We start from the raw sequence: 26,580 nt of genomic DNA, 5'->3' as shown, positions 1-26,580 counted from the left end.
ATGTTCCTTCGGCTGCTTCGGCCGCAAGCTTCCGCCAGCAGAAAATCGCAGCTGGAGAGCACGACGGCTCTCGTTCCCCCGCCGTCGAGCCGGCGGGCGAAAATCGTCTTCGACACGCTCGAGCCGCGCGTTCTGTTGAACGCCGACGTCCTCGCCGTGAATCTGGCGGCGGCGGCCCCGCAACAGCAGGCCCATGACGTCGTCGTGCAGCTCGTCGATCCCGCCGGGACCACGCAGACCGGCGCGGCGACGCAAGCCCCATCGGCGGCCGGGTCCGCAGCGGGTCCCAAGGTCGAAATCGTCGACCGCAACAATTCGACAATTCTCGCGAGCGCCGATCTCGCAGGCCTCGAGCAGATTTCCATCGTCGGCGGCGCGGGCGCGGACAAGCTCACCATAGACGCGGTGTCATTCGCCGGCCGCCAATTGCCGAATTTCGCCTTCGCCGGCGGCGACGGCGCCGATACGCTGATCTGGGGCTCCAGCGACGCAGCGACCTGGACGCTTCACGAGGACGGCTCGGGCGCGATCAGCGGCCCCGCCAATGTGAGCTTCACGGATGTCCAAAATCTCGTCGGCGGCGGCGCGGACACGCTGATCGGCGCCGTGACGGACACCGACTGGCGCGTCGAGGGCGCGGGCGCGGGCTCTGTCGGCGCTTTCGTCTTCAGCGGCTTCGCCAATCTCACCGGCGCCGCCGACAATAACGACACTTTCTCCTTCTCGACGAGCGGCCGTCTCGCCGGCGTGGTGGACGGCGGAGCCGGCGGCTTCGACACTCTGGTCCTCGACGTCGGCGTCGCGCAGAGCCTCGTGTCGACGGCGACCGGCCCGGACAGCGGCGCCATCGCCTATGACGGCGGACTCGTGACCTATCACGGCCTCGAGCCGGTCACGATCAATGGCGTGGTGGCCGATGCCTCCTTCGATCTCGGAACGCTCTCGGGCAATTCGAGCGGCGTGCAGGCGCGGCTGACGGATGCGGGAACCGCGACCGACGGCGTCATGACGCTCCAAAGCCTCAACGGCAAGTTCGAGAGCCAGACTTTCAGCGCGCCGACCCACTCGCTCACCGTGACCGGCGGCTCTGGATCGGACAGCGTCGACATCGCCTCGCTCGACAGCACATTCCATGCGGCGCTGTCGGTGAGCACGCTGCTTTCCGGTTACGACCCCTTCGACGAGGGCGGCCTCCTCCCCGGCGACAATCATCTGACGCATAAGAGCGTCATCAGCGTCTCTGGCGATATTGCGCTCCATGGCGGCGCGCTCACTCTCGAGGCCGACACCATCTATGTCGGCACGGTCGCCGAGCAGACCGGCTCCAGCGGCTCCTGGACCGCCGGCGGAACCTATACCCATGTGGCCGCGACTGGCGGCACCGGAACGGGCGCCGAGGCCACCATCGTCGTCGATGCGGATGGCGTCGCGACGGCGCGGCTCAGCTCTGCGGGGACGGGATACAGCGTCGGCGACGCACTGACCTTCGCGCCGAGCGGCGGCGGCTCGGTGACGATGACGCTGCGCAATGTCGCGAGCTCTGCGATCGTCTCGACGGAGCTCGCCGGCGGCAACGCCGGCGAAATCCTGTTCGGTCATCAGAAGACCAACTCCGATGGCACGACGAGTCTCGCGGGCGGCGCGCGCATCGCGCTCGGACCCAATGCGCAATTGCTCGCCGCGGCCGACACCGCCAACGGCCACAAGGCCGGCAAGATCTCGCTCGCGACCTCCGATGTCGCCACGCGCCTCGTCAGCTGGCCGGGCGATTTCACGGCCAAGGACGCCGCGATCGACATTCAGGGCGCGGTCCTGCGCGGCGGCTCGATCAAGGTGAACGCCACCGCCAAGGACATCAACCTCAACAGCGACGCGCCGGCCGCCGCCGCTGGCTTCACCGGCACGCTGACGAGCCTGCTGGGGCAGATACCGGGCGTGCTGCTCAGCGCCGCGACGGGCATCGATCTCTCGGTGATCCTGCGTGGCGCCGACGCCAAGATCAATGTCGACGATGCGACGATCGAGGCCGAGGGAACGGTCGATATCAAGGCGGAAACCAAGGTCGACACGCAGGTGTTCGCGATCGCCTCGGCGCTCGGCAGCGGCGGCCTCGCAAAATATACGGGTCTCGAATTCGCGGGCGGCTATGGCCTCGCGCAGAGCGACGTCGAGGCGAATGTCGGCGGCTCGACCGTCATCGACGCCAGCGGCAGCGTCACCATCTCGGCGAAGGGCTCGACCTCCACCAAGACGGTCGCCCGCGCCTCGTCCAATCTAGACAGCACGGTCAATCCCACCGCCTCGTCCATCGCCATCGCGATCGCGCATACGGATCTCACCGCTCTCGCGACGGTCGGCCTCGACGCTTCGATCACCTCGCGCGGCGGGAATGTCAATGTCATCGCCAATGGCGCGACCAAGACGACGCCAGACGCCAGCACGATCAGCCCGATCGACGGCCGCGCCGGCGTCGGCGTGGCGCTCGCCTTCGAATTCGGCACGGTGAAGGCGTCGCTCGACGGAACGATCAAGGCCGCGGGCACGGTCGCCGGCGACAGCGCGGACACCAAGGCATTCGATCCGATCGGCGGCGTCGATCCCACCACCGACATCATTACCCTGCCAAGTCACGGCTTCGCCAACGGCCAGGCCGTCGTCTACACGCCTTATCTCGTCAACACATCCGTCGCCGGCTCCACCGTGCTCGCTGTGCAGGGCGAGCAGAGCGACTCGGTCGGCGGGCTCGACAAGGGCAAGAGCTATTACGTCATCGTCCTCGATCAGGATCATATTCAGCTCGCCAAGGAGCCGTCGATCGATCTCGATCCTTCGGGCGTCGATCCGACCGCGACGCAGACGCTGAACGTCGTCAAATCCAAATTGTTCGACATAGACGCGATCGATGCGAGCGCGGACACGATCCATATCGCCGCCCATGGATTCGAGACCGGCGATCTGGTCGCTTATGACGCCGCCGGCAATACGACGATAACGGGCCTCGCCGACAAGGCCGTCTATACGGTCGACAGAATCGACGACGCGACCTTCCGCCTGAAGGACGCCTCCGGCGCTGTCATTCAGATCGCGCAGGGCTCGGCGCTCGGAACGCAGAGCTTCACGCGCGCGTCAGACAATAAGAAGGCCGAGGTCGATCTCGCCAGCGTGGACGCCAATGGCCGCATTCACGTCAAAGATCACGGCTTCGCGATCGGAACGCCGATCGATGTGACCTATGATTCGCTTTCCGAGGACGATGTGACGCTCGGCGGCGTGCAGGCGGCGCATCCGTATAAATTGGTCGCCACCGACGCCGACACATTCGAGCTGCGCGACGCGCAGACCGATGCGCGCATCACGCTGACCGATCCCGGCTCGGCGGCTACACATGCGCTCGCCTATATCGGTTCCGTCGCGAGCTTCGATCCCGCCACGGCGGTCGACGGCGCGCTCGACACGATCACGATCGCCAATCATGGTTTCAAGAGCGGCGACGCCGTCATCTATGCTGTCGATCCGACCAAATCGACGACGCTGTCGCGCGCCTTCGAGCTCGATGCGATCGACGCGACGGCGAAGACGTTTCACATCACGGGACACGGCTTTTCGACCGGCGATCAGGTCACTTATGACGCCGGCGGAAACACGCCGATCGCGAATCTCACCAGCGGCGCCGTCTATACGGTGCAGAAGATCAGCGACGATCTGTTCCAGCTCAAAGACTCGAATGGCGTCGTCTTCTCTGTGGCGCAGGGAAGCGCGCTCGGGACGCACAGCTTCTCCAACGCCGCGACGCAGACGACGGCGAGCGTGACGCTGGCGCGCGTCGACACGGCGACCAATCGCATCTACCTTCAGAACCACGGATTCACCGCGACCGCGGCCGCTCCGCTGCTCGTCGATTACGCCTCGCTCGAGGCGCTCGGCGCTTCCGCCATCGGCGGATTGCAGAGCGATCATCAGTATAAGCTCGTCGTCGTCGACGCCAATTCCTTCGAGCTGCGCGACGCGACGACAGGCGCGCTCGTCACTTTGTCCGATCCAGGCGCGGCCTCGCTGCATGTTATCGCCGAAGACCGCGTCTATCAGGCCTCGCGCGGCAATGTGCATGATCTCACCGCCGGCGACCGCGAAGTCCGCGGCCTCACCGCAGGCGAGCAATATTATGTCGTCAAGGTCGACGACAATCACATCCGCCTCGTCGAGGATGCGAGCGAGGTCTCTGCGGTCAAGGCGATCAATCTCACCAGCGACGGCAAGGGCGCCAATCACACGTTCGCTGCGAGCACGAATACGGATGGCATAGGCGTTCAGGCGATCCTCGATTCGCAGACGCGCAGCAAGGCCAAGCCGGAAGTCGGCAGCAAATTCAATCCGACGAAATATAAAGACATTTTCACAAAGCCCGACATTGCGCTCGCGACCATATTCGGCCAGGCGTCGGCGACCAGCGGCAAGCAGACTGTCACCGATCCGACCACCGGAAAGGACGTCACCAAGGACATCACCAATGACGGGCTGAGCGCCGGCGGCGCCATCGCCGTCAATGTGGTGATCAATGACGTCGAGGCGACGATCGGCAAGAATGCGACCGCCGCCAAGCCGACGACGCTGCAGACCGATCACAATGTCGACGTGCTGGCGACCAGCACGCAGCGCACGCAGCTCATCTCGCAGTCCGACGTCTCGAAGTCGAAGACGAAGTCGACGACCGCTACAGCGGTCGATCTCTCCTTTGCGGTCGGCGTCTATCTCAATGACGCCAATGCGACGATCGCCGAAAACACCATCGTCGACGCCGGCGAGACGGTGAAGGTCGCATCCTCGCTCTCCTATCCCTTCCTCATCAATCCGCTCGATCTCGTTCTCGGCATTCCGCAAGACATCGTCACGCGCGGCGTCAGCGGATTGACCGATCTTCTGGACGGCACTTTCGGCGTCAGCTCGAAATTCATGAACACTTGGGTGATGGCGCGCGCCAAGGCCCAGGACACGCAGGCGACCTCCGTCTCCGGCTCCATCGCCGTCAACGCCTATATCGATCACAGCACGGCGGTCATTCAGTCGGGCGCCCGCATCAATCAGGCGCCGCCTTCCGCGACATTCAATCCATCCGCGACGCAATCGGTCACTGTCACGGCCGATGTGATGATGCAATTCGCCGAAATGGCGGGCATCGGCAAATGGTCGCTGAGCGAGAGTCCGTTCGGCAAGGCGAAATATGAGAAAAAGAAAGCCGGCGAGCTGCTGCGCGGCGGCGATGTGGTCGATGTCTTCGGCCGCTCCGGCTCCAAGGCGATCGGCGGCTCCATCCTCGTCGACGCCATAGAGAACACCGTCTATGCGCGCATCGAAGGCGATGCCAAGGTCGGCATCGGCGCGAGCGGCGCGCTGACCATTCATGCGACCGAGGATATTTTCCGCCTCGCCATCGCGCAATCGGGCGGCAAGACCGATGACGGCGGCCAATTCGCTTTCGCCGGCAGCGGGCTCGCCTTGCGCCAGCGCAGCGACGTCGAGGCCGGGCTCGTCGCCACGGCGAGCTTCGGGCCGACAGTCACGGGCGGCGGCGCTGTCGACATCTCGGCGACGACCGGCGGGACCGAGGTGGAGATCGCAGGCACGATCATCGTCGCCGGCAAGGGCTCGAATGGGCTCGGCATGTCGGCGCTCGTCAATGATGTCGAGCGCAAAGTCTATAGTTTCATCGGCGCCGATCCGAGCAATGGCGGCGATCCGAATGCGACGCCGGCCGGCGCCGTGTCGATGAATGTCGGCGACACGTCTCTGTCGGCCACGACGACCGGCGTCGTCGTCGGCGTCGTGGGCACGGCGACGGTGCTGACCGGCCCGCAGGGCGCGCCGCAGAACCTCGGCTCCTCGGCGAATGATCCGCTCGACGGCATTTCGCTTCCCGCGCTTTTCGAGGAAGCGCCTAAGCCCAAGAGCGGCTATGGCGTCGCCGGCAGCGCCGGAATCAATTTCATTCGCGACACCGATCTCGCCTACATCAATGCGCGCGGCGCCATGTCGGTCGGAACTTTGTCGCTCACCGCCGATAACACTCAGACGATCGTCGCCATCGTCGGCGGCGTCGCGGTTTCGGTCAACGCCGGCACGGGACTCGGCGGCGGAACGACGATCGGCGGCGCCTTCGCGCTCAATCAGCTCACCGCGGATACGGAAGCCTTCATCGCCGATCGGCTCGCCGTCTCCGGCTCGCCGGACGCCAATGGGCTCATCATCGCGAGCCATGCGGCGGCGCTCTCGACGCGCGATGAAATCTCGCTGAAGGCGACGCGCGGCGGCACGCTGGCCAGCTTCTCGGCCGCCGTCTCCGCCAATACGAATGAGCAGGGCGACGCTTTCGCCGGCTCGGTCTCGGTCAATCGCATCGTCGACACCACAAAGGCGACGATCGACGGCGCAAAGCTCAGCGCCAATGGCGATGCGGCGCTCACGGCGCGCGACGAGGCGCAGCTCGTCGCCATCGGCGGCGGCGCCAGCTATACGGCGGGCGCAAAGGGCGTCGGCGCTTCGCTCGGTTTCAATCAGCTCAGCGCCAGCACGGTCGCCGGCCTGCTCGGCGAGAAGCGTCGCAGCTCGATGACCCTCGGCGATAATCTTTCGATTCTCGCTGTCGACGATCAGAAATTATGGGCTTTCGCGGTGTCGCTCGGCATTGCGACCGGCGGCGGCGTCGACAGCAAGGCCGTGGCGTTCACGCTCGGCATAAATGTCATCTCGACCGATCAGAAAATCTTCACCCGCGACAATTCCTCGCAGATTCTCGCGACGATCCAGAACGCCGATGTGATCGCCTCGGGCGTCTCTCTCGAAGCCAAGGACAATTCGGTCATTTATGCGGTCGCCGGCGCGCTCGGCGTCGGATCGCAGGGCCAGGCCTATGGCGTCGGCCTCGGCTGGAATCAGATCGCATTGCAAGTGCGCGCCACGGTCGATGATTCCTCCATCACCGCGGGAGCGGGCGGGATCAGCTTGACCGCGCATTCAACGCAGGACGGGCCGATCTCTGTCGCCGGCAAGATCGCCGCCGTCGCCGTGGGCGGCTCCAAAGGCAATGGCGCAACGGTCGGCGCGAGCCTTTCGGTCAATGGCGTTTATAATACGATCGAGGCGATCGTCTCCAATGGCTCGACGCTGCGCACGACGACGGGCTCGGGCGGCTCGGTGAATCTGCGCGCGAGCGACGAATCGACGATCAATGCTCTGACCGGCGGCGTCGCCATTTCCAGCTCGGGAAGCGCCGTCGGCGCGGCGATCGGCGCCAATTACATCGCCAATCAGGTGACGGCTAAGGTGGACGGCTCCACTATCGACTCGAATGGCGACGCCATCATCGAGGCCGAAGAGACGGCGGCCATCCATTCGCTCACCCTCGGCGGCGCCGGCGGCGACAATGTCTCCTTCGCCGGCTCGCTGTCGATCAATGTCATCGACGACACCGTCACAGCGGCCGTCATTGGCGCGACGTCCAATCTTTCGGCGCGCAATAATCTGCGCGTGACCGCCGATGACACGGCCAATATCGTCGCCATCGCCGGCGGGCTCGCCGCCGGCGGCGACGCGGGCGTCGGCCTCGCGGCGACCAATGTCACCATTCTCGACACGACCAAGGCCTATGTCGACGGCGCCGCGACGTTGTCGGCCGGCGGCGCCGGCAACGCCTTCACCGATACGCTCGGCCAGTCGCGGCACGGCCTCTCGATAGAAGCGAACGCCGGAGAATCCGTCGTCATCATCGGCGTCGGCGGAGCCTTCGCCGGAGACGGCGCGGGCGCGGGAGCGCTCACCCTCACCTATATCGATGTGAGCGCGCTCGCCTATGAGGATGCGCCGAGCGTGACGCCTACGGCGGGCGCGGGGCTGCATTCGGATCACGATGTCGACATCGTCTCGCACGGACATTTGTCGCTGGTCGGCGTCGCCGGCGCCATCGCCGGCAGCGAGGTCGGCATAGGCGCGGGCGCGGACGCCGGCTATGTGAAGCGCCGCCTCGAGGCCTATGTCGGCGCCGGCGCGACCGCCAAGGGCGGCGACAATGTGATCGTCGATGCGCAAGGCGATGTGACGATCACCTCGGTTTCGGCGGCTGTCGCGGGCGCCAGCGAGGGAGCGGGCGGCCTGACCATCGGCGTCTCCGTGCTCGATCTCACCGCCAAGGCCCATATTGACGCCGGCGCCGTCGTGCGCTCCGACGGCAATGTTCTGGTTTCGGCCGAGGACGACACCACGCTCGATCAAGTCTCCGGCAATGTCGCCGCCGCGGGGACGGGCGCCGGCGGCATCGCCGCGGGCGTCGGCTATGTGAAGAAGACGACCGAGGCCTATATCGCCGCGGGCGCCTCGGTGACGGCGCTGGCCAAATCCGGCAAGAGCGGCATAGTCGCCAATACCGGCGAATTCGGCGCGCCGCCCGCGACGGCCAATGCGCAGCAGCAGGGCGTCTCCAAGGATTTCGCCACTTCGGACGTCGATTACGCCGCGGATACGATGAATGTCGCGGGGCACGGCTTCAGCACCGGCCAGGAGGTGATCTACACCGGCCAGTCGCTGCCGCTCGGCGGGTTGCAGACCGGCGGGCATTATTTCGTCATTCGCATCGACGACAATCATTTTGCGCTGGCGGCCGATAAGAGCGCCGCGCTGAGCGGCCAGAAGATCGATCTGCTCGACACGGGCGTCTCCTCGACCGCCCGCCATGTGGCGCAGACGCTGAACAGCACTGGCGTCCCGGCGATCAGCAATAAGGATTTCACCGATCCGTCGCTGGCGAACAACCGTGATCGCAAGCCGCTCGTCGCGACGCAATCGGGCGTGATCATCGTCGCGGTCAGCGTCAATGATCTGACCAGCGCCGGCGTCGGTGTCGCCATCGCCGGCGAGGGATCGGGCGCGCTCGCGGGCTCGGTGACCGTGCATCAGATCGACACGCTCGCCCATATCGACCAGGGCGCGCGCATCAATGCGGATGAGGATACGGGCGCGGGCGCCGGGCAGAATGTGCTCGTCGCCGCGGGCCGCACCTATAATGGTCTCGCGATCGGCGGCGGCCTCGCCGGCTCGGGCGCCTTCTCGGTGACGCCGGCCTTCGCGGCGCCGGTGCTGAAAGGCGCGACGGAAGCCTTCATCCAGGGCGCGACGAGCGGCAATAGTTACGACACGATCGTCAACGCCGCGGGCGATGTCGCCGTCGTCTCACATGCAGTGACCGATGTTCTCAGCATCGCCGCGGGCATTGCCGCTTCGGGAGAAGTCGGCCTCGCCGGCTCAGCGGCGGTGATCGTCATCGACACATCGACGATCGCCTCCATCTCCGGCCGTGTGCGCGTGTCGGCGACGGGCGATGTCCTGGTCTCCGCCAAGGATGACACGACGACTTATGCGATCGGCGGCGCCGTCGGCGTCGGCATAGGCTCAGGCGGCGGCGCCGGCGCCGTCGATGTCACCTCGATCAAGAAGACGACGCTGGCGACCATCGGCGATTATGCGATCGTCGACGCCTACGCCAATAGCGCCGCATTCATCTCCGACGCGCCGGACGGGACCTATTCGAATAATGGCGGCTTCGCGCAGAAGACCGCGCGCGGCGTCGCCGTCCTCGCGGCGACGTCAGAAAAAATCGTGTCGGTCGGCGCCAGCGTCGGCGTCGGCGCCTATGCCGGCATAGCGGGCGCGGTGACGGTCGAGCTCGTCGACTCCGACACTCTGGCGACGATCGGCGACGGCGCGCAGATCAATCAGAACACGGCGGCTACGGCCGCCAATTCGCAGAGCGTCATCGTCGCTGCGACCAACAAGCTCGATCTTCTCACTTTCGCCGGCGGGCTCGGCGCCAGCCTCGGCGCTGGCGTCGGCGCTTCTGTGGATGTCGGCGTGCTGCGCAATGACACGCAAGCGTTGATCGGCGCGGCGAGCGTGCGCGCAAAGGGCGACACGGATGTGTTCGCGCTCTCGCGCTGGACCGTGAACGCCAATGCCATCAGCGCCGGCGCCGGCCTCGTCGGTCTCGGCGGCGGCATCATCGTCTATTCGATCGGCGGCAATTTCACCGACAGCTATTCGACCTCGGATGGCTCCTCCTCGGCCCTCAGCAGCGACAGTTCCACCGTGCTCACTTTCGTCGAGAGCACGGTCGGCACATTGTCCGGCCAGATGCAGACGAGCGACGCCTCGTCGCCCGCCTTCGATCCGGCGCAGAAGGTGAACGGCGCCGCCGAGACGATCGATCTTACCGCCGATCGCGGGCTGAAGACCGGCGACGCCGTCGTCTATGACGCGGGCGGCGGCAATGCGATCAAAGGGCTGAAGGACGGCGAGGTCTATTTCGTCATCGTCGACAGCGCGCATCCGCAGCTGGTGAAGCTCGCCGCCTCTTATGAGGACGCGCAGGCGGGCCATGCGATCGACATAGACGCGGCCGGCGCCACGGGCTCGCAGCATCGTCTCGCCGCCGGCAATGCGCAGATCGCCAATATGGCGCGGAGCGCTTCGTCGGCGAACACGCCGGCGGGCAGGGTGAATTCGGCGACCAAGGCGACGAGCGGCGTCACCAGCGGCACGACCGCCGGCATACTGCAAAATGCGAACATCACCACCGGCAATCTCGATGTGATCTCGCGTGAGGCGCTCGATCTCACGGCGCGCGCCGGCGGCGTGGCGGGCGGCGCGGCGGCGCTCGGCGTCGGTCTCGCCATTGTGAGCATAGATGCGGATTCGACGGCCTTCGTCGCGCCGCAGACGACGATCACAGGGCTGAACCCCAGCGCCGGCGTGCTCACCGTCTCCGCCAATCTCGACTCCAACGCGCATGTGCTCGGCTTCGCCGGCGCGGTCAGCGGCTTCGTGTCGCTCGGCGGCGCAGTGTCGCTCATCGACGACACGAGCTCCGCGCGCGCCATGCTCGGCGCGACGCCCGGCGCCTCGCATGACGATTCCTCGACCATCGAGGCCTCCGCGCTCGCGGATGCGACGATCGTCACGGGCTTCCACGACGTCAGCGTCAAATCCGTCGCCAATGTGAATCATTTTCTCGCCGACGGCGCCTGGTCGGTGTCCGGCGTCGCCGGACTCGGCGCGGCGGTGAGCAAGCTCACCATCGCGGGAACATCGCAGGCGATCGTCGGCAAGTTCACGCAGATCGGCTCCACTGCGGCGCAGATCGCCGGCGATGTGAAAATCGACGCGCAGCGCACGGTCACGGTCAATCCCTTCGACGCCAATCAGCCCATGGGCATCGCCATAGGCGGCGGCGCCATTGTCGGCGCGGCGGCGGGCGTCACGCTCATCACCGTCAATGGCGCGGTCGCCGCGCGCATCGGCGATGATGCGGCCGTCTACGCCGGCGGCGAGGTGGATGTTCACGGAACCAGCACGACGACCGCGAACAGTCTCGAGATCGACGGCGGCGCCATAGGCGGCATTGCGGTCGGCGCGGTGATCGCGCATGCGAAATTCGCGCCCGTCATGGCGGTCGGCGTCGGCAAGCGCGCCGTCATCCGCAGCCGCACGACGGATGTCAAAGCAACGCAGACGACTTCCGTCAAGCTGCTCGGCTTTGCCGCCGGCGGCGGACTGGCGAGCGGACAGGGGCTCGACATAGAGCTCGAGATCGATCCGACGACGACCACGACCATCGACGACGGCGCCGATATCGCCGCCACGCAATCGGCCTCGGTGCAGTCGGTGACGACGACGACCTCCTTCGCGACCGGCGACGCCGGCAATTATGGCGGCGTCACCGTCATCGAGGGCGGAAGCACGAGCACGCTGAAGAACGCCAACAGCCTGAGCGTCGGAACCGGCGCGCATATAGCGGCGGGAACGGGCCTTACAGTGCTCGCCGACACCACCAATAATGCGAAGGCGGACGGCGACGGCGGCGCGGGCGCGATCGTCTCCATCATCGGCGCGACCTCGACGGTGAACGCTTCCGATGCGACGACGACGACGATCGGCGGCGACGCGCAGCTCACCGCGGGCGGCGATCTCTCGGTCGAATCGCGCACCTCCAGCACGGGCAAATCCGCGCCGCACGCCTCGGCCGGCGGACTCGGCGCGGATACGCGCGTCACTGGAAATCTGACCTATGGCGGCGCGACCAAGACGGATATCGGCGCCTCGACGCTGACCGCCGGCGGCAAGCTCGACGTTCTCGCGCGCGTCACGACGCTCGATCTGAAGATCGACGCCGTCGCGGAATCGAGCGCGCTCGGCGCCAATTCTGAGGCGCATGCGACATTGAGCCGTCCAGAGTCCGCTCCGGGCTCCTCCAGCCCCACCTCCGATGCGCTGGTCGATCTGCATAGCGGCGCCACGCTGAATGGCGGCGGCTCCGTCAATGTGAAAGCGCGCCAGGAATCCGTCACCAGCCTCGCGAGCGCCGACGCCACGACCAATGGTCTCGGCGCCTCGACCAACAGCTATGCGAAGAATGATTTCGATGTGACGACGCGCGTCGTGGCCGAGAGCGGCAGCTCCGTCCATACGCGCGCGCTGACGGTCGAAGCCTATGGCTCGCCCAATGTGTCCGGCTTCGTCGACGCGAGCTCGCATGGCGCGGCCATCGACACCGGCGCCGAGCATCCGTCGCAGACAATCGCCTATCAGCGCGCCATCGATTTCAACGCCGATGTGTTCCTGTCCGGGCCGCCGGCGCCCGAGCTCGTCATCGACGCTGCCGGAAATATCGTCAAGCAGCAGGGCATAGGGACGGTCACATTCCAGAACGGCGCCTTCATCGTGCCGGATATCGTCAACACTTCCACCGCCGCCGGCACGGCGACCTTCTCAATTCCGAGCTGGGGGCAAGACCCGACGCCTGCGGGCTATGGCACGACGCCGGGCGAGGATTCGATCAAGGGCTCGCCCAAGATCACCTTCCTCACCGCTTTCGATCATGTCCTCATTCAGAATGCGTCGAATTTCGATGTGCGGATCGGGCTCATCAATCCGCTGGCGGCGACGCCCAATTTCGCGCAGAACGTCGTCGTCGATGTGACCTATAAGAAGGACTTCCTGCCGCTCACGACGGCCGATCCGGGCCACACAGCCGTCACCATCGCCAACACCTCGACCGCCGCGCGCACCAAGGTGACGCTGAACGACGCCATTCTCGACGCGCTCGGTCCGGTGTCGATCACGACCGCGAATGGCGATATCGTCGCGAATGCGAATGGCCGCATAGAGGCGACCACTCTGTCGCTCTCAGCGACGAAGGGCGCGATCGGCTCATCGGCCTCGCCGATCCGCGCCGCGTCGACGCGCCTCGACGCGTTGGCGCGCGATGGAATCTTCATCAGCGAGACGGGCGATCTCGAGGTCGGCTCGGTGAGCTCGACGGGCGGGACCGTGAGCCTTTCGGCGACCGGCTCCATTCTCGACGCCGACGCCGGCGTCGCGGTCAATGTGAGCGCGCCCAATCTCATCCTCAACGCCGGCGGCGGATCGATTGGCGCGAAAGCGGATGCGCTGCGCATCGACGCGGCTCGCGCGGCCGGCTCCTTCATCGCCTCGGCCACGGGCGATGTGGTCGCGACGGATGTCGCGGGCGGCCTCGGAATCGGAACCGTCGCCTCGACGACAGGCGATATCGTCATCGCGACGCGCGACAGCAATGCGGTCGGCGAGGACATCATCTTCGGCGCGACCTCCTTCATGAGCGCGACATTGGGCGCCGCGTCGCTCGCCGCCGGCGACAATATCGTCATGGCCGTCGGCGCGACGCTGAACGCCGCCAAGACCGCGACATTGACCGGCGACGTCGGCGACGCCGATTCCGGCGTCGGCGCGCTGATCGATCTAGAGGGCGCGATAACAGCGGCGGCCGTGTCGGTCGTCGGCGGCGCCGATCGCGACACCATCGTCATTCGCGGCGTGTCGGCCAATGCGCCCACGACGGTGACGACCGGCGGCGCGGAGGATGTCATCCTCATCGGCAGCCGCGCGAGCGCGACGACCAATGCGAGCGGCGAGCTGATTGCAACGAGCAACGCCGGCGGCAATCTCACGACGATCGTCGGAACGCTGACCGTGACGGGCGCGAGCGATAATCTCGCATCGCTGGATTTGGATAATTCCGGTTTCGCGCAGGGCGTGACCGGAACCGTCTCCGACAGCGAGGTCGCCGGCTTCGGAATGACCGGCAAGGTCGTCTACAGCGATCTTCGCTCGCTCGCGCTGCATCTCGGCGCGGGCGCCGACACGGCGACGGTGCGCTCCACGGCGGCGGCGACCATCACCTCGCTGTTCCTCGGCGATGGCGCCGATTCCGTCATCGTGTCGGGCGCCGACGCGACGGTGAACAAACTCGCGGGAACGCTCATTCTCGACGGCGGCGCCGGCGCCGACACGCTGCTGGTCGACGATAGCGGCGATACGGTGGCCAATGCGGGCGTCATCGGCGGCGCCAATGGCAATCAGATTTTCGGCTTCGGCATGGGCGGAACCGATCAGTCGGTGGTCGATCCGAACATTGGCGTCACCTATGGCGATTTCGCCACTGTGACGGTTAAGGCCGGCTCCGGCGCCGACGCCATCTCGATTGCCGCCAGCTCGACGGATACGATCGTCGATGCGGGCGCCGGCGCCGACGCCATCACGCTGGGGCCGAACCTCGCCAATATTCGCGGCCATGTGCTCGTGCGCGGCGGCGGCGATGCGGGCGACGCTTTCTCGGTGAGCCCGACGGTCGACTCCAATCTGACGCTCGACGCCGCCTCCGCCACTCGCAGCCGCATCACCGCGGTCGGAATGGCGCAATCGGTCGAGTGCGAAGGCGTCGCGGCGACCACCATAGCGCTCAGCGGCGCGACGACGAACAATGTCACGATCAATGGTTCGGCGACGCCGATCATCGTCGACTCCGATGGCGCGGTGGACCGAATTTTCATTCACGGCGCGGGCAAGGCGACGACGATCAATCTCGGCGCGGGCGATGATGAGGCGATCGTCTATGGAACGAGCGCACCGCTGCTGGTCACAGGCGCCGGCGACGCCGACAAGCTCACTGTCGATCTCTCCGGCACGCCGGCCGCCACGACGACCGGCGTGATCCATGACGGCGCCGCCGTCGGCGAGGGAATTGTCTCCGGCCTCACTGCCGGCGATGTCGCGTTCCGCTCGCTGGCCGAGGTCGATGTGAAGCTCGGCGACGGCAATGACACATTCACGCTCGATGTCCATGCGGCGACTCTTCCGGCGACCATCGTCGGCGTGTTCGGCGGCGGCGGCGATGATCTGATCGAGGCGCGCAGCGTCAGCACGGCGCGCACCATCGTCGATGGCCAGTCGGGCAAGGATACGCTGCAGGTCGAGATCGCGGCGCAGCCGATCGCCAATCAATTCACTTCCATCGACAAGACGGTGGAGCAGCTCATCGTCGATAATTCGGCCAATTCGACAGTCGCGATCGCTTGGACTCTGCTCGACACCGACCTTCAGGCCATGGCGCTTCCTTCCGGGTCGCCGGTCTCGGTGATCTCGACGGCCGGCGCGGATTTGACGCGCATTCTCGGCGGCAAGATGGGAACGGACACGCTCGATGTCGTGTCCACCAGCACCGCCAATGTGAATGTGACGATCGACAATAATCGCATCACGCTGCAATCGGGCCTCGTCGTCGTGACCCAGCCCGATCCCGCCAATGATTTCGACACTTATCGCAATTACGACAAGGCGCTGAATTTCGACGGGCTGAACCAGGGCGACATCGCCTATGCGTCGAACGGCTTCCGACTGTCGACCTCCAACGCGCTCGGCTTCATTCGGTCGGACGCCATCAGCCCGGCGGCGCAGGCGCGCGCAAATAGCGACGTGCTGACGCTGCAGGCGGCGCGCGCCGATGGAACGCCGAATGGCGACGGCTTCACGCTCTATTCGCTGGAGCTCGCCAATACGGCGGCGAGCGGAACGGCGGTCGTCGTCCTGACGGGCCATACGCTCGGCGGACAGACGGTGAGCGCCGAGCTCAGCCTCGTCGCCGGCGCCGGCTTCCAGCGCTTCGACACTTCGCTCGCGAGCTTCTATGGGCTCGACAGAGTGACGCTGACCGCGAAGGATGCGTCGACGCCATTCGGCTCGATCCTCGTCGACAATATCGTCGCGGTGGACGATCTGCCCAATGCGGCTGCGACCGTCGCGCCGGCGACCGTGCCGACCTATACGATCTCGAATGATTTCTCGATCGACACGACGGTTTATTACGGGGGCCAGTGGGTCTGGATCAGCTCGGGTAAGATCGAGGTCAATTACAATAATGGCGGAGCGGCGGTCGACGACACGCTCGATTTCACCAATGGCGGCTGGTGGTATCTGGGCTATAGCCAGTCCGGCTTCTCGATCACCGCCGATGCGAGCGCCACGGGCGCGAACAATGGCATGGTCTCGGTGAATTTCGCCGGCGATCTCAACCTGCCCGCCGGACTGAAAGTATCGGCGGCGGGCGCCAATGCGCTGTCGTTCGATGTCGCGAACAATGTGCAGCTCGCCGACAATGTGACCTTCGATCTCGCGGCGCATAATCAGACCGCGGGCGCCGGCGGCGGCGCGGCGGGCGGCTCCGGCGGCGCCGGCTCTGGCGCGGTCGGCGGCTATGGCGGCGGCGGCGGCTCCAACGGCAGCCTTCCGTCCGAGTTCACCTTCCAGGGAACAAATTCCGCGGGACAGGGCGTCGGCGGTCCCTATGGCACGGGCGACAACCATGGCGGCAGCGGCGGCTATGGCTCTCCGAGCTATTACGGCGGCGGTGGCGGCGGCGGCGGCGGCGGCGGCGCCTGGGATGGTTTCGGCCGCGGCGGCGGCATAGGCGGCGACGGCGGCTGGGGCTATTACGGCAGTTGGGGCGGCTCCGGCGACGCGGGCGGGCTCGGCGTCGGCAATCAATATAATGGTTCGGCCGGAGGTGGCGGCGGCCAGGGCTATGCCGGCTACGGCGGCTCGGGCGGCGACGGCGCCTATGGCGCCTATGACATCGTCAACGGCGAGCGCCTGCGCGACGGCGACGGCTATAATGGCGAGAATGGCGGAACCGGCGGAACCGGCGGTACCGGCGGCGACGGTCTCGCGGGAGCCAATTCCGCGACCGGCGTCGCTATTTCCGGCGGCATGGGCGGCGGCGGCGGCGGCGGCGGCGGCGGCGGCGGTTCGGGCGGCGGCGGCGGCGGCGGCGGCGGCGGCAATGGCCGCCATTGGACGAGCGGCTTCCTCGGCCTCACCGATAATTACATCGGCGGCGGCGGCGGCGATGGCGGCGGCGGCGGCGGAGTCGGCGGCTATGGCGCCGCGGGAGGCTTGGGCGGCGCGGGCGGCGGCGCCTTCCAGCTGGTCGCGCAGGGTCAGATCCGCGTCGGCAATAGCGACGCCTTCGCGGCGGTCGGCGGCGCGGGCGCGACAGGCGGCGTCGGCCAGAACCCCGATCCGAATTACGGACCGACGTCGAGCGGAAGCGGCGGCGGCGACGATTCCGACGCCCATCACGGCGGCAATGGCGGCTCCGGCGGCGCGGGCGGCCCGGGCGGCGACGGCGGCGATGGCGCCGGCGGCTCCGGCGGCGCGATCAAGCTCTACGCCAGCGATCTCACCTCGGGCGGCGCGACGCTGAAAACCTCCGTCACGACCTCGGGCGGCGCCGGCGGCGGTAGCGCCGACAAGGGCGGCGAGGGGCGCTTCATCGTCGCGAGCAACACTTCGCTCACTTTCCAGAGCGGCTCTGTCGTCTCTGGCAATGGCGGCCAGACGGCCTTTGCGGCGACCGATCCCAAGGTCGAGCATTTCACCGGCCCGCGTCAGTCGAACTCTTATATCGCGGGCGCGCCACAGACGCCGACCATCGTCGGCCTTTCGGGCGGCGCGGACATATATGGCGTCGTCTCCGGACTCGACGCCGCCTCGATCGACTTCAACACGACGACGCCGCAGCTCGATCACGCGCCTTCTGACGCGCTGCTCGCGGTCATGCTGCTCGACAAGGGCGTCGGCGCGCTGAACCAGGATTATACGGGCTATGATCTGCTGATCGTCGCCAATGTCTCGACGATCAATGTCGCCAATCCGATGCTCAGCCTCGACGGCGCGACGGCGCAAGCGCTGAAGACCAATGGCGTCGGCGCCGATCAGGCGCTGACGAGCCTCGCTCCGGGGCAGGTGTGGGCGACGCTGGTTCCAGAAGGCAGCGCGCATAATCACACATTCACGGCGTCGATCGGCGTGAACGCCTCCGGCGCGACGACGCTCACCGGCAATACGCTGTCGCTCGGCGGCAATGTCCAATATCTCTCTATTGCGCGCCCCTCCGCGCCGACCGTCGCGCAGCTCACCGGCTTCGACGCCATAGCGGCCGATCCGGGCGCCAATCACATTTTCGGCGTCTCCACCGCGACCAGCTCGCTCGTCGTCGTGAACGCCGACGATGGATCGCAGCGCCAATTGTTCAAGGAGGCGCAGAACAACGTCTCCGGCCTTTCGAGCGTCTCCAATGTGCTCGTGACCGGAACCGACGGTTTCGTTATCACCGAGAGCGCGACGACCGGCAGGCTCGCGACCTTCAAGCTCGCCTCGGCGACGGGCGATCTTTCCTTCGCGAAATCGCAATCGGATGGCGGCTCCTATTACGACTCGATGCGCTATGACGCCGCCACTCGAGTGCTGACGACGACGGGTTCGGCCGGCCTGCGCAGCTATTCGCTGAACACGACGACCGGCGCGCTCACCTTGATCTCGACCGAGTCCGGCGCGAGCAGCGCCGCGACGGAAACGATCGCGCAGAATGGCTTCACCTACTCGGTGAACGCTTCGACCGGCAGCCTCACTGCGGCGAATGCGACGACCGGCGCCTCTCAGACTCTCGCAGGCGCGACCAATGGACTCGTCGGCGCTTCCGATGTGGCGGTGAGCCCGGACGGCGGCTTCGTCTATGTGACGAGCCAGAGCGGCAATACGCTCTCCGTCTTCCAGGTCACGAGCTCCACGACGCAGCCGCTCGTCTTCGTCGAGACTTTGCGCAATGGCGCCAATGGCGTGCGCGGACTCGACGCGCCGACCGACGTCGCCGTCACCGCCGATGGCCAATATGTGCTGGTGACGGCGCGCGGAGCCAATGACATCTCCGTGTTCCAGCGCGATCAGCAGACGGGCGCGCTCGGCTTCGTCCAAGTCGTGCGCGACGCGGTCGGCGGCGTGCGTGGCCTGCTGACCCCCACCTCTCTGATCCTCGGACCGCAGAACGGCTCCACGCTCACCGCCTATGTCGGCAGCCTCGGCTCCACGACTCAGCAGGGCGGCCTCGCGACATTCAATGTCGATCTCTCGCCCAAGGCGCCGCCGATCGCATTCACGACGGAGCACACGGATATAGAGTCGATCGGCGTCACCACGGGCGTCGGCGACGACATTGTGTCGCTCGTCTCCGCGCCGCCGGCGATCGTCGGCGTGACCAAGGTGAATACGGGTGAAGGCTCCGACCATGTCGTCGTCGCCGATTATCGCGGCGCGACCAGCGTCGATCTCGGCGCCGGCGCGGACAGTCTCGATCTGCGCGTCGTCAACGCCAAGACGGCGGCCGACACGCTCGCCATTCATGGCGGCGCGGACGCCGACGCGATCGATGTGCAGAACACGGGCGCAGGCGCGACGACGACGATCAACGGCGATGCCGGCTCCGATGTGATCACGATCGAGAAGGTGGGCGCCGCGGCGCATACGACAGTCTCCGGCGACGCCGACCCGGACATTGTGCGCGTCTCGCTTCCCAACCTGCCCTCCGACGCGGTGACGACGCTGCATGGCGACGCGCCCGGCGCGCTGCCCGGCGACACGCTGATCGTCGATCCGCAGGATCCGAACGCCTCCATACTCGTCGGCGGAGTCGCCGGCCTGCCGATCCCGCAGACCAATGGCTCGATCAGCCTCGCCGGCAAGGGCGCGGTCGCCTATGACACATTCGAGGGGCTGACGGTTCTGTCGTCGCCGATCGTGTCCTTCTCCGCGCCGAGCTATTCGACCTCGGAAGGTTCGGGCGTGACGCTGACCGCCAATGTGCAGGCGCTGGGCTCGACCAATTCGCTGTCCGGTCCGGTCGCTTTCGACATAGACGGCGACGGACAGTTCGGCGAAGTGATCGGAACGGCTCTCGGCGGCGGCGTCTATCGCGTGACGCTTCCCTGGGATCGCCTCGTCGATCTCGGCCTCGCCGACAATGGCCTCTATACGATCGCGGTGCGCGCGACCAATTCCGACGGTCTCTCCACCACGGCCGTTTCGAAAATCCAGATCGCCGACACGCCGCCGGCGGTCGCCGTTTCCGGAGCGCATTCGGCGACGGTCGGAGCGCCCTTCACCATCGGCTTCACGGCGACCGATCCTTCGCCGATCGATCGCGTTCTCGAATGGCGCGTCGATTGGGGCGATGGTTCGGCCGTCGAGACATTCGGCGCCGACGCCACGCAGGCGAGCCATGTCTATGCCGCGCCGGGCAATGTCGCGATCCGCGCCACGGCGGTGGACAAGGATACGACTCCGACCGGAGCGACCTCCGCCGCCTATGCGGTGACGGTCGGTCTCACGGCGAATAATATCGATACGGGCGGCCCCTATCGCATCGCGGAGGGCCAGTCGCTCACGCTGACCGCGCAAGCGACCGGCGCGCCGCTCTCCTATGGTTGGGACATCAATAATGATGGGACGATCGACAAGAGCGGCGCGACGGCGAGCTTCTCCTGGAGCGAGCTGACGGCGCTCGGCGTCAATGACAGCGGCGTCTATTCCGCGCCGCATGTGATCGTCGGCTATGCGACGATCGGCTCGGCGACGCCGACGACGATCTCCAAGGCGGTCGGCGTGACGGTGGACAATGCGCCGCCCACCTTCGCCACCTTCGTCAATAGCGGCCCGGTGAGCGAAGGCGCCGCCTCCGCGACATTGACATTCTCCGGCGTGACCGATCCGTCACCGGTGGACGCGGCGTCGCTGACCTATCGCTACGACTTCGACAATAATGGAACTTTCGATCTCGTGCAGGGCGCGGGGCCGGCGACGGTTCCCGGCCAATATTTGCGGCAGAGCGGCGCGCTGCTCGTTCACGGCCAGATCGTCGACAAGGATGGCGGCGTCGCCGACGCCTATACGACGATCACCATCAATGAGGTGCCGCCGACGCTGACCGTCGCGGGCGCCGCCACGGCGGATGAGGGCGCCGTGTATAGCCTGTCGCTGTCCGCGATCGATCCGGGCGCCGATAAGATCAAATGGTGGGATGTGAATTGGGGCGATGGCGCGCAGGATCACATTCTGATCGATGCGGCCGCCGCCAATGGCAATGTCGTCGCGACGCATTCCTATGCGGACAATGGCGCCTATACGATCAAGACCGGCGCGACCGACAATGACGGCGCCTATGTCGCCGCCGACAGAAACGTCACCGTGCTCAATGTGGCGCCGACGCTGCAAAATGTCGTCGTCGCGCCGGCCGCGGGGCCGGGGTCGGCCGAGATCGCCGAGAACGCGTTCGCGCGCCTCAGCGGCCGCATCGTCGATCCGGGAACGCTCGACAGCTTCCGGCTGAATGTCGCCTGGGGCGATGGGCAGAGCGAGATCGTCGATCTCGCCGCCGGGGCGCTCAATTTCGATGTCGCTCATCGCTATGTTCAGGACGGCGCCTATACGATCACGACCAATATCGTCGACAAGGACCAGGGCGCCAGCGCGCCGACGGTTCTGACGTTGAAGGTCGATAATGTCGCGCCTGTCGTGGGCGTTCTGACTGTGGTTCCGAGCGCGTCGCAAGAGGGCTCCTCCGTCACCGTCTCCGGCGTCTACACGGATGCGGGGCCGCTCGACCTCCATACGGTTGCGATCGATTGGGGCGATGGCTCGAGCTCCGCGAGCGCGGGCGCCGGCGCGACAATTATCGTCGATGCGGTCAATCGCGCCTTCACCGCGACCCATGTCTATCTCGACAATCCGGCCGCGGGCGCCGACTACACGATCTCCGCAATCGTGACCGACGACGCCGGGGCGCCGAGCAATGTCTCGACCGCCGCTGTCATCGTGACGAATGCGGCGCCGATCATCGCCGATCTCACGCTGAACGGCGTCGCCGCGCAAAAGCAGACGATCGGCGGCGCGCTCGCTTCCAGCCTCACCATCGACGAGAATGGGACCGTGACCTTGCTGGGCCGCTTTGCCGACGCCGGCGTCCTCGACACGCATTCGGGCGCTGTGGTCTGGGGCGACGGCGGCGCCTCTGCGCTGACGATCGACGAGGCGAGCCATACATTCACGGCGACGCATCGCTATCTCGACGACAATCCGACGGGAACCGCGGCCGATGATTATCGCATCGATCTGACGCTCTCCGACAAGGATGGCGCCTCGGCGACGATCAGCGCGGCGGTCACTGTGGCAAATGTCGCGCCGGTCTTCACGACCTTCACCAATAATGCGGCAGAGGTCGGCAATGTGCTGCCGGGCGAGCCGGTCGTGCTCACGGGCGTCTTCGCCGATCCGGGAACGCAGGACAGCTATACGCTCATCGTCGATTGGGGCGATGGGACGGCCGCCGAGACGCTCGCCTATGCCGCGGGAACGCGCGACTTCCAGCTGACGCATAATTATCGCGATCCGGGCTTCTGGACGATCTCGGCGCATCTTTCCGATGATGATCTCGGCGTCGCCACCGCGACCACCGAGGCGCGGCTCACCGGCGTCGCTTTGCTCGACGGCGTGCTGCGCATCGCCGGAACGCCACAGGACGACACGGTGATCGTGCGCAAGCCGCTCGAGCCGGTCGCCTATTGGAACTTCAACGAGACCAGCGGAACCGCCGTCGCCGACAGCGCCGGAACGCCGCAGAATGGAACGCTCTATACGGATCGCGCGCCGGACCGCGCCGATCCGGGGCCGTCCGCCGCTTTCGCGCCTTTCGGCGCGGCCAATTCGATCGAGTTCCACGACGACAAGAAGGAATATGTCGCCGTCGCCGACGATGCGGTCTTCAATCTCGCGAGCGGCGCGGTGCAGCTCTGGTTCGACGCCAATGATCAGGATCATGGCTGGGGCGACACGCAGGTCTTGTTCTCGAAGAGCAAGAGCGGCCACGGCGCCGGCCAGCTGACGATCGGCGTCGATCATGGGACGCTGTTCGCCGAGCTCGAGGGCGCCGATGCGACCGGGCGGCTGAGTGTCTATCGCGTCGAGGGCTGCGACGACGTCGCCTGCGGCGATTGGCATAATGTCGCCTTCACCTTCGGCGAAGCCGGCATGAAGCTCTATCTCGATGGCGCGCTCGTCGGCGAGAACGCCTATACGGGTGGATTGCAGGGCAATCACGAGGCGATCGTCATCGGCGCGTCCAACGCCGACAATCGCAACACCTCCGGCAATCTCTCCAAGCTGACCATCAGCGATCCTTTCTCCGGTCACATAGACGAGGTCTCCATCTATGGCCGCCAGCTGAGCGATCAGCAGGTGATGGATGCGATGCAGAAGGGCGCGCGTGGCGCCAATGATCCCAATGGCGCGACGATCGAGGTCTATGCGAGCTTCCTGCCGATCATCGGGCAGAATGTGATCAAGACCTTCGCCGCCGCCGATGTGAAATCCATCCTCATCGCCACCGGCGGCGGCAACGACATTGTGACTGTCGATGCGAGCGTCGATGCGCCGCTGACCGTGAAGGCCGGCGACGGAAACGACACGGTTCGGGCCGGCTCGGGTCCGTCGGCGCTGCTCGGCGGCCTCGGCGAGGACACGCTGATCGGCGGCGTCGCCAGCGACGTCATTCTCGGCGGCGACGGCGCCGATTATCTCGTCGGCGGCGGCGGCGACGATCTCATAGACGGCGGCGATGGCATAGACACGGTCTCCATGCCGATCGTGCAGCCGACCGCTTATTGGTCTTTCGACAAGGTTACGAATGGCGTCGTCGCCGACTCGGTCGGAACACCGCAGAACGGGACCTTCTACGGCGCGTCGCATCACGGCTCGGACAATGCCGGCGCAGATGCGAGCTTCCACGGCGATGCGCGGCAATATGTGGCGGTCGCCGACGACGCCGCGCTGCATTCGGCGAATGGGACGATCGCCTTCCAGTTCGAAGCCGACGGCGCGCACGGCGATCAGGTGCTGTTCGCCAAGAACGGCTATGGCAATAATGAGGGCGATCTCACCATCGGCGTCGCCGACGGCCGCGTCTATGCGCGGCTCGAGACGGGGACGACGTCCTATACGGTGACGAGCTGCGACGATATCGGCTGCGGCTGGCGTCAGCTCGCCTTCAGCTTCGGCGCCGACGGCATGAAGCTCTACATCGACGGCGCGCTGGTCGACGCCAATTCCTACAGCGGCGGCCTCGCGAATAATCGCCAGGCGATCGTGATCGGCGCCTCGGACGAAACGAACAAGAACCAGACCGGCGATCTCTCCAAGCTGACGATCTCCAAGGCGTTCCGCGGCTCCATCGACGAGGTGGCGGTGTTCGGCCAGGCGCTGAACGGCGATCAGATCCGCCGTCTCGTCGTCTCCGGTCCGCGGCTGGCGAGCGCCGGCTCTGGCCTCAGCGGCGCGCTTTCGGATTATCAGCTGTCGTTCGTCGGCGGCGCGCTTCAAGTCGCCGACACGCGTCCGGCGCTGCCGCAAGGCGTCGCCTATTGGTCGCTCGATGAGGCGCGCGGCTCTACCACGCTGGCGGATAGCGCCGGCGCGCCGCAGAACGCCACCTTCGTGACGAAGCTCGCCTCCGATCTCGGCAACGCTGGGCCTTCCGCGAGCGTGGCGCCCTTCGGCGCGGGAACATCGGCGGCCTTCCACAAGGACCCGCGCGGCTATATCGCCGTCGCCAATTCCGACGATTTCGCGCTCGACAATGGCGCGATCCAGCTCTGGTTCGACGCGAGCGGCACGTCGGGAACGCAGACCTTGTTCTCGAAGAACGGCGTGCGCGCCGAGGACGGCCTCACCATCAGCCTCGTCGGGCAGCGTCTCGAGGCGAGGCTCGACGGCCATGTCGTCGAGACGCTCAATATCGTCTCCGCCGGCTCGTGGAACCAGATCGCCTTCACTTTCGGCCAAAGCGGGATGAAGCTCTATCTCAATGGCGTGCTCGTCGGCGAGGATTCCTACACCGGCGGCCTCGCCGGCAATCATGAAGCCATTGTGATCGGCGGCTCCAATGCGAGCAATTCCGACGCCTCCGGCGATCTCTCCAAGCAGCGCGTGACCAACGCCTTCGGCGGGCTCATCGACGAGGTGGCGATATTTAGCGGCTCCGTCGATCAAGCCTTCGTTCGTCGGCTGATGAAGGAGGGCGCGCAAAAGCTGATCGCCGAAGGCGCGGCCGGGCCGACGATCGACGGCACGGATCAGCTGGAAGGCGTCGAGCGTCTCGTCTTCGGCGATGGAACGTCGGCCTATGTGCTCGGCGGCGCCAACCCCGCGACGCTGAGCGCCGCCGATGTCCAGTCTCTCGCCGGCAATGGCCAGCTGGTCGTGCTCGGCGACGGCGGCCAGCCGCTGCATCTTTCCGGCGCCTGGGGCGATATCGGCCAGCGCACGATCGGCAATGTCCTCTACGACGTCTACCACAACAGCAGCGCGCAGCTGCTCGTGCAGTCCGGCGTGCAGGTGACAGTCGATCAGCAATTGCTGACGCCGATCGCCTATTGGACTTTCGACGGCGCCGGCTCTACCGTCGCGGACAGCGCCGGCGCTGCGCAGAACGGCGTGTTCTACGCCAACGGCCAGCCCGACCGTGACGACGCCGGCCCATCGACGACGATCGCGCCCTTCGGCGCGGGAATGTCGGCCGACTTCCACGACTCCAGCCGCGAATATGTCGCGGTCGCCAATGATCCGGCTTTCGCCGTCGCCAATGGCGCGATCACCTTCTGGTTCGACGCGCGCTCGACCTTCGGACAACAGACGCTATTCGCCAAGGACGGCGCCGGCCTGAGCAGCGGGCTGACGATCGGCCTCGATGGAAATCATCTGGTCGTGCAAATGGAAGGGCCGAGCGGCGTCTACTCGATCCGCTCGTCGACGACGGTGGCCGCCGGGGCGTGGCGCAATCTCGCTTTCACCTTCGGCGCCGGCGGCATGAAGCTCTATCTCGATGGCGCGCTCGTCGGCTCGAACGCCTATGCCGGCGGTCTGACCACGAACGAATCCGCGATTGTGATCGGCGGCTCAGACGAGGCCAATGTCGGGGCGGCGAGCGATCTCTCCAAGCTGAAGATCACCAAGTCCTTCGACGGCCATATCGACGAGGTCGCCTTCTTCGGGCAAGCGCTCACCGCCAATCAAATCCAGCAGGCCGCCGTCGCGGGGGCCTTCGGCGTGGCGAGCGTCGATGTTCCCATCACTTTCGTTCCCCCGCCGCCGCCCGCCCCTGCTCCCCATTGCTCGGACCTCGACGATTGGCTGTGGTTCGAAGCCGAGCACAAGCGCAATCACGCCGATCACGACGGACACGCGCTGGCGGGCGATGGCTGGCGGTTCGATTGGTAGCGGCGTGGGAGGGCCGCGCAGCGATGTAATATGACCGTCATACAATGGTGCGAATCGTGACCTGCG

Annotated in this window: 1 protein-coding gene; it reads left to right on the top strand. The window is 66.3% G+C overall.

Features of this window, described 5'->3' with window-relative positions; genetic code table 11:
- Positions 1–26,514: a LamG-like jellyroll fold domain-containing protein gene (locus tag EDE12_RS21945; RefSeq protein WP_036290614.1), complete on the top strand. Its 26,514-nt coding sequence runs from the start codon at positions 1–3 to the stop codon at positions 26,512–26,514.
- Positions 26,515–26,580 lie beyond the last annotated feature (66 nt).

It is taken from the genome of Methylosinus sp. sav-2 (genome assembly GCF_004366495.1).
Taxonomy (GTDB): domain Bacteria; phylum Pseudomonadota; class Alphaproteobacteria; order Rhizobiales; family Beijerinckiaceae; genus Methylosinus.
Note: the sequence above shows the minus strand (reverse complement) of the source record. Positions and strands in the feature narration are given on the sequence as shown.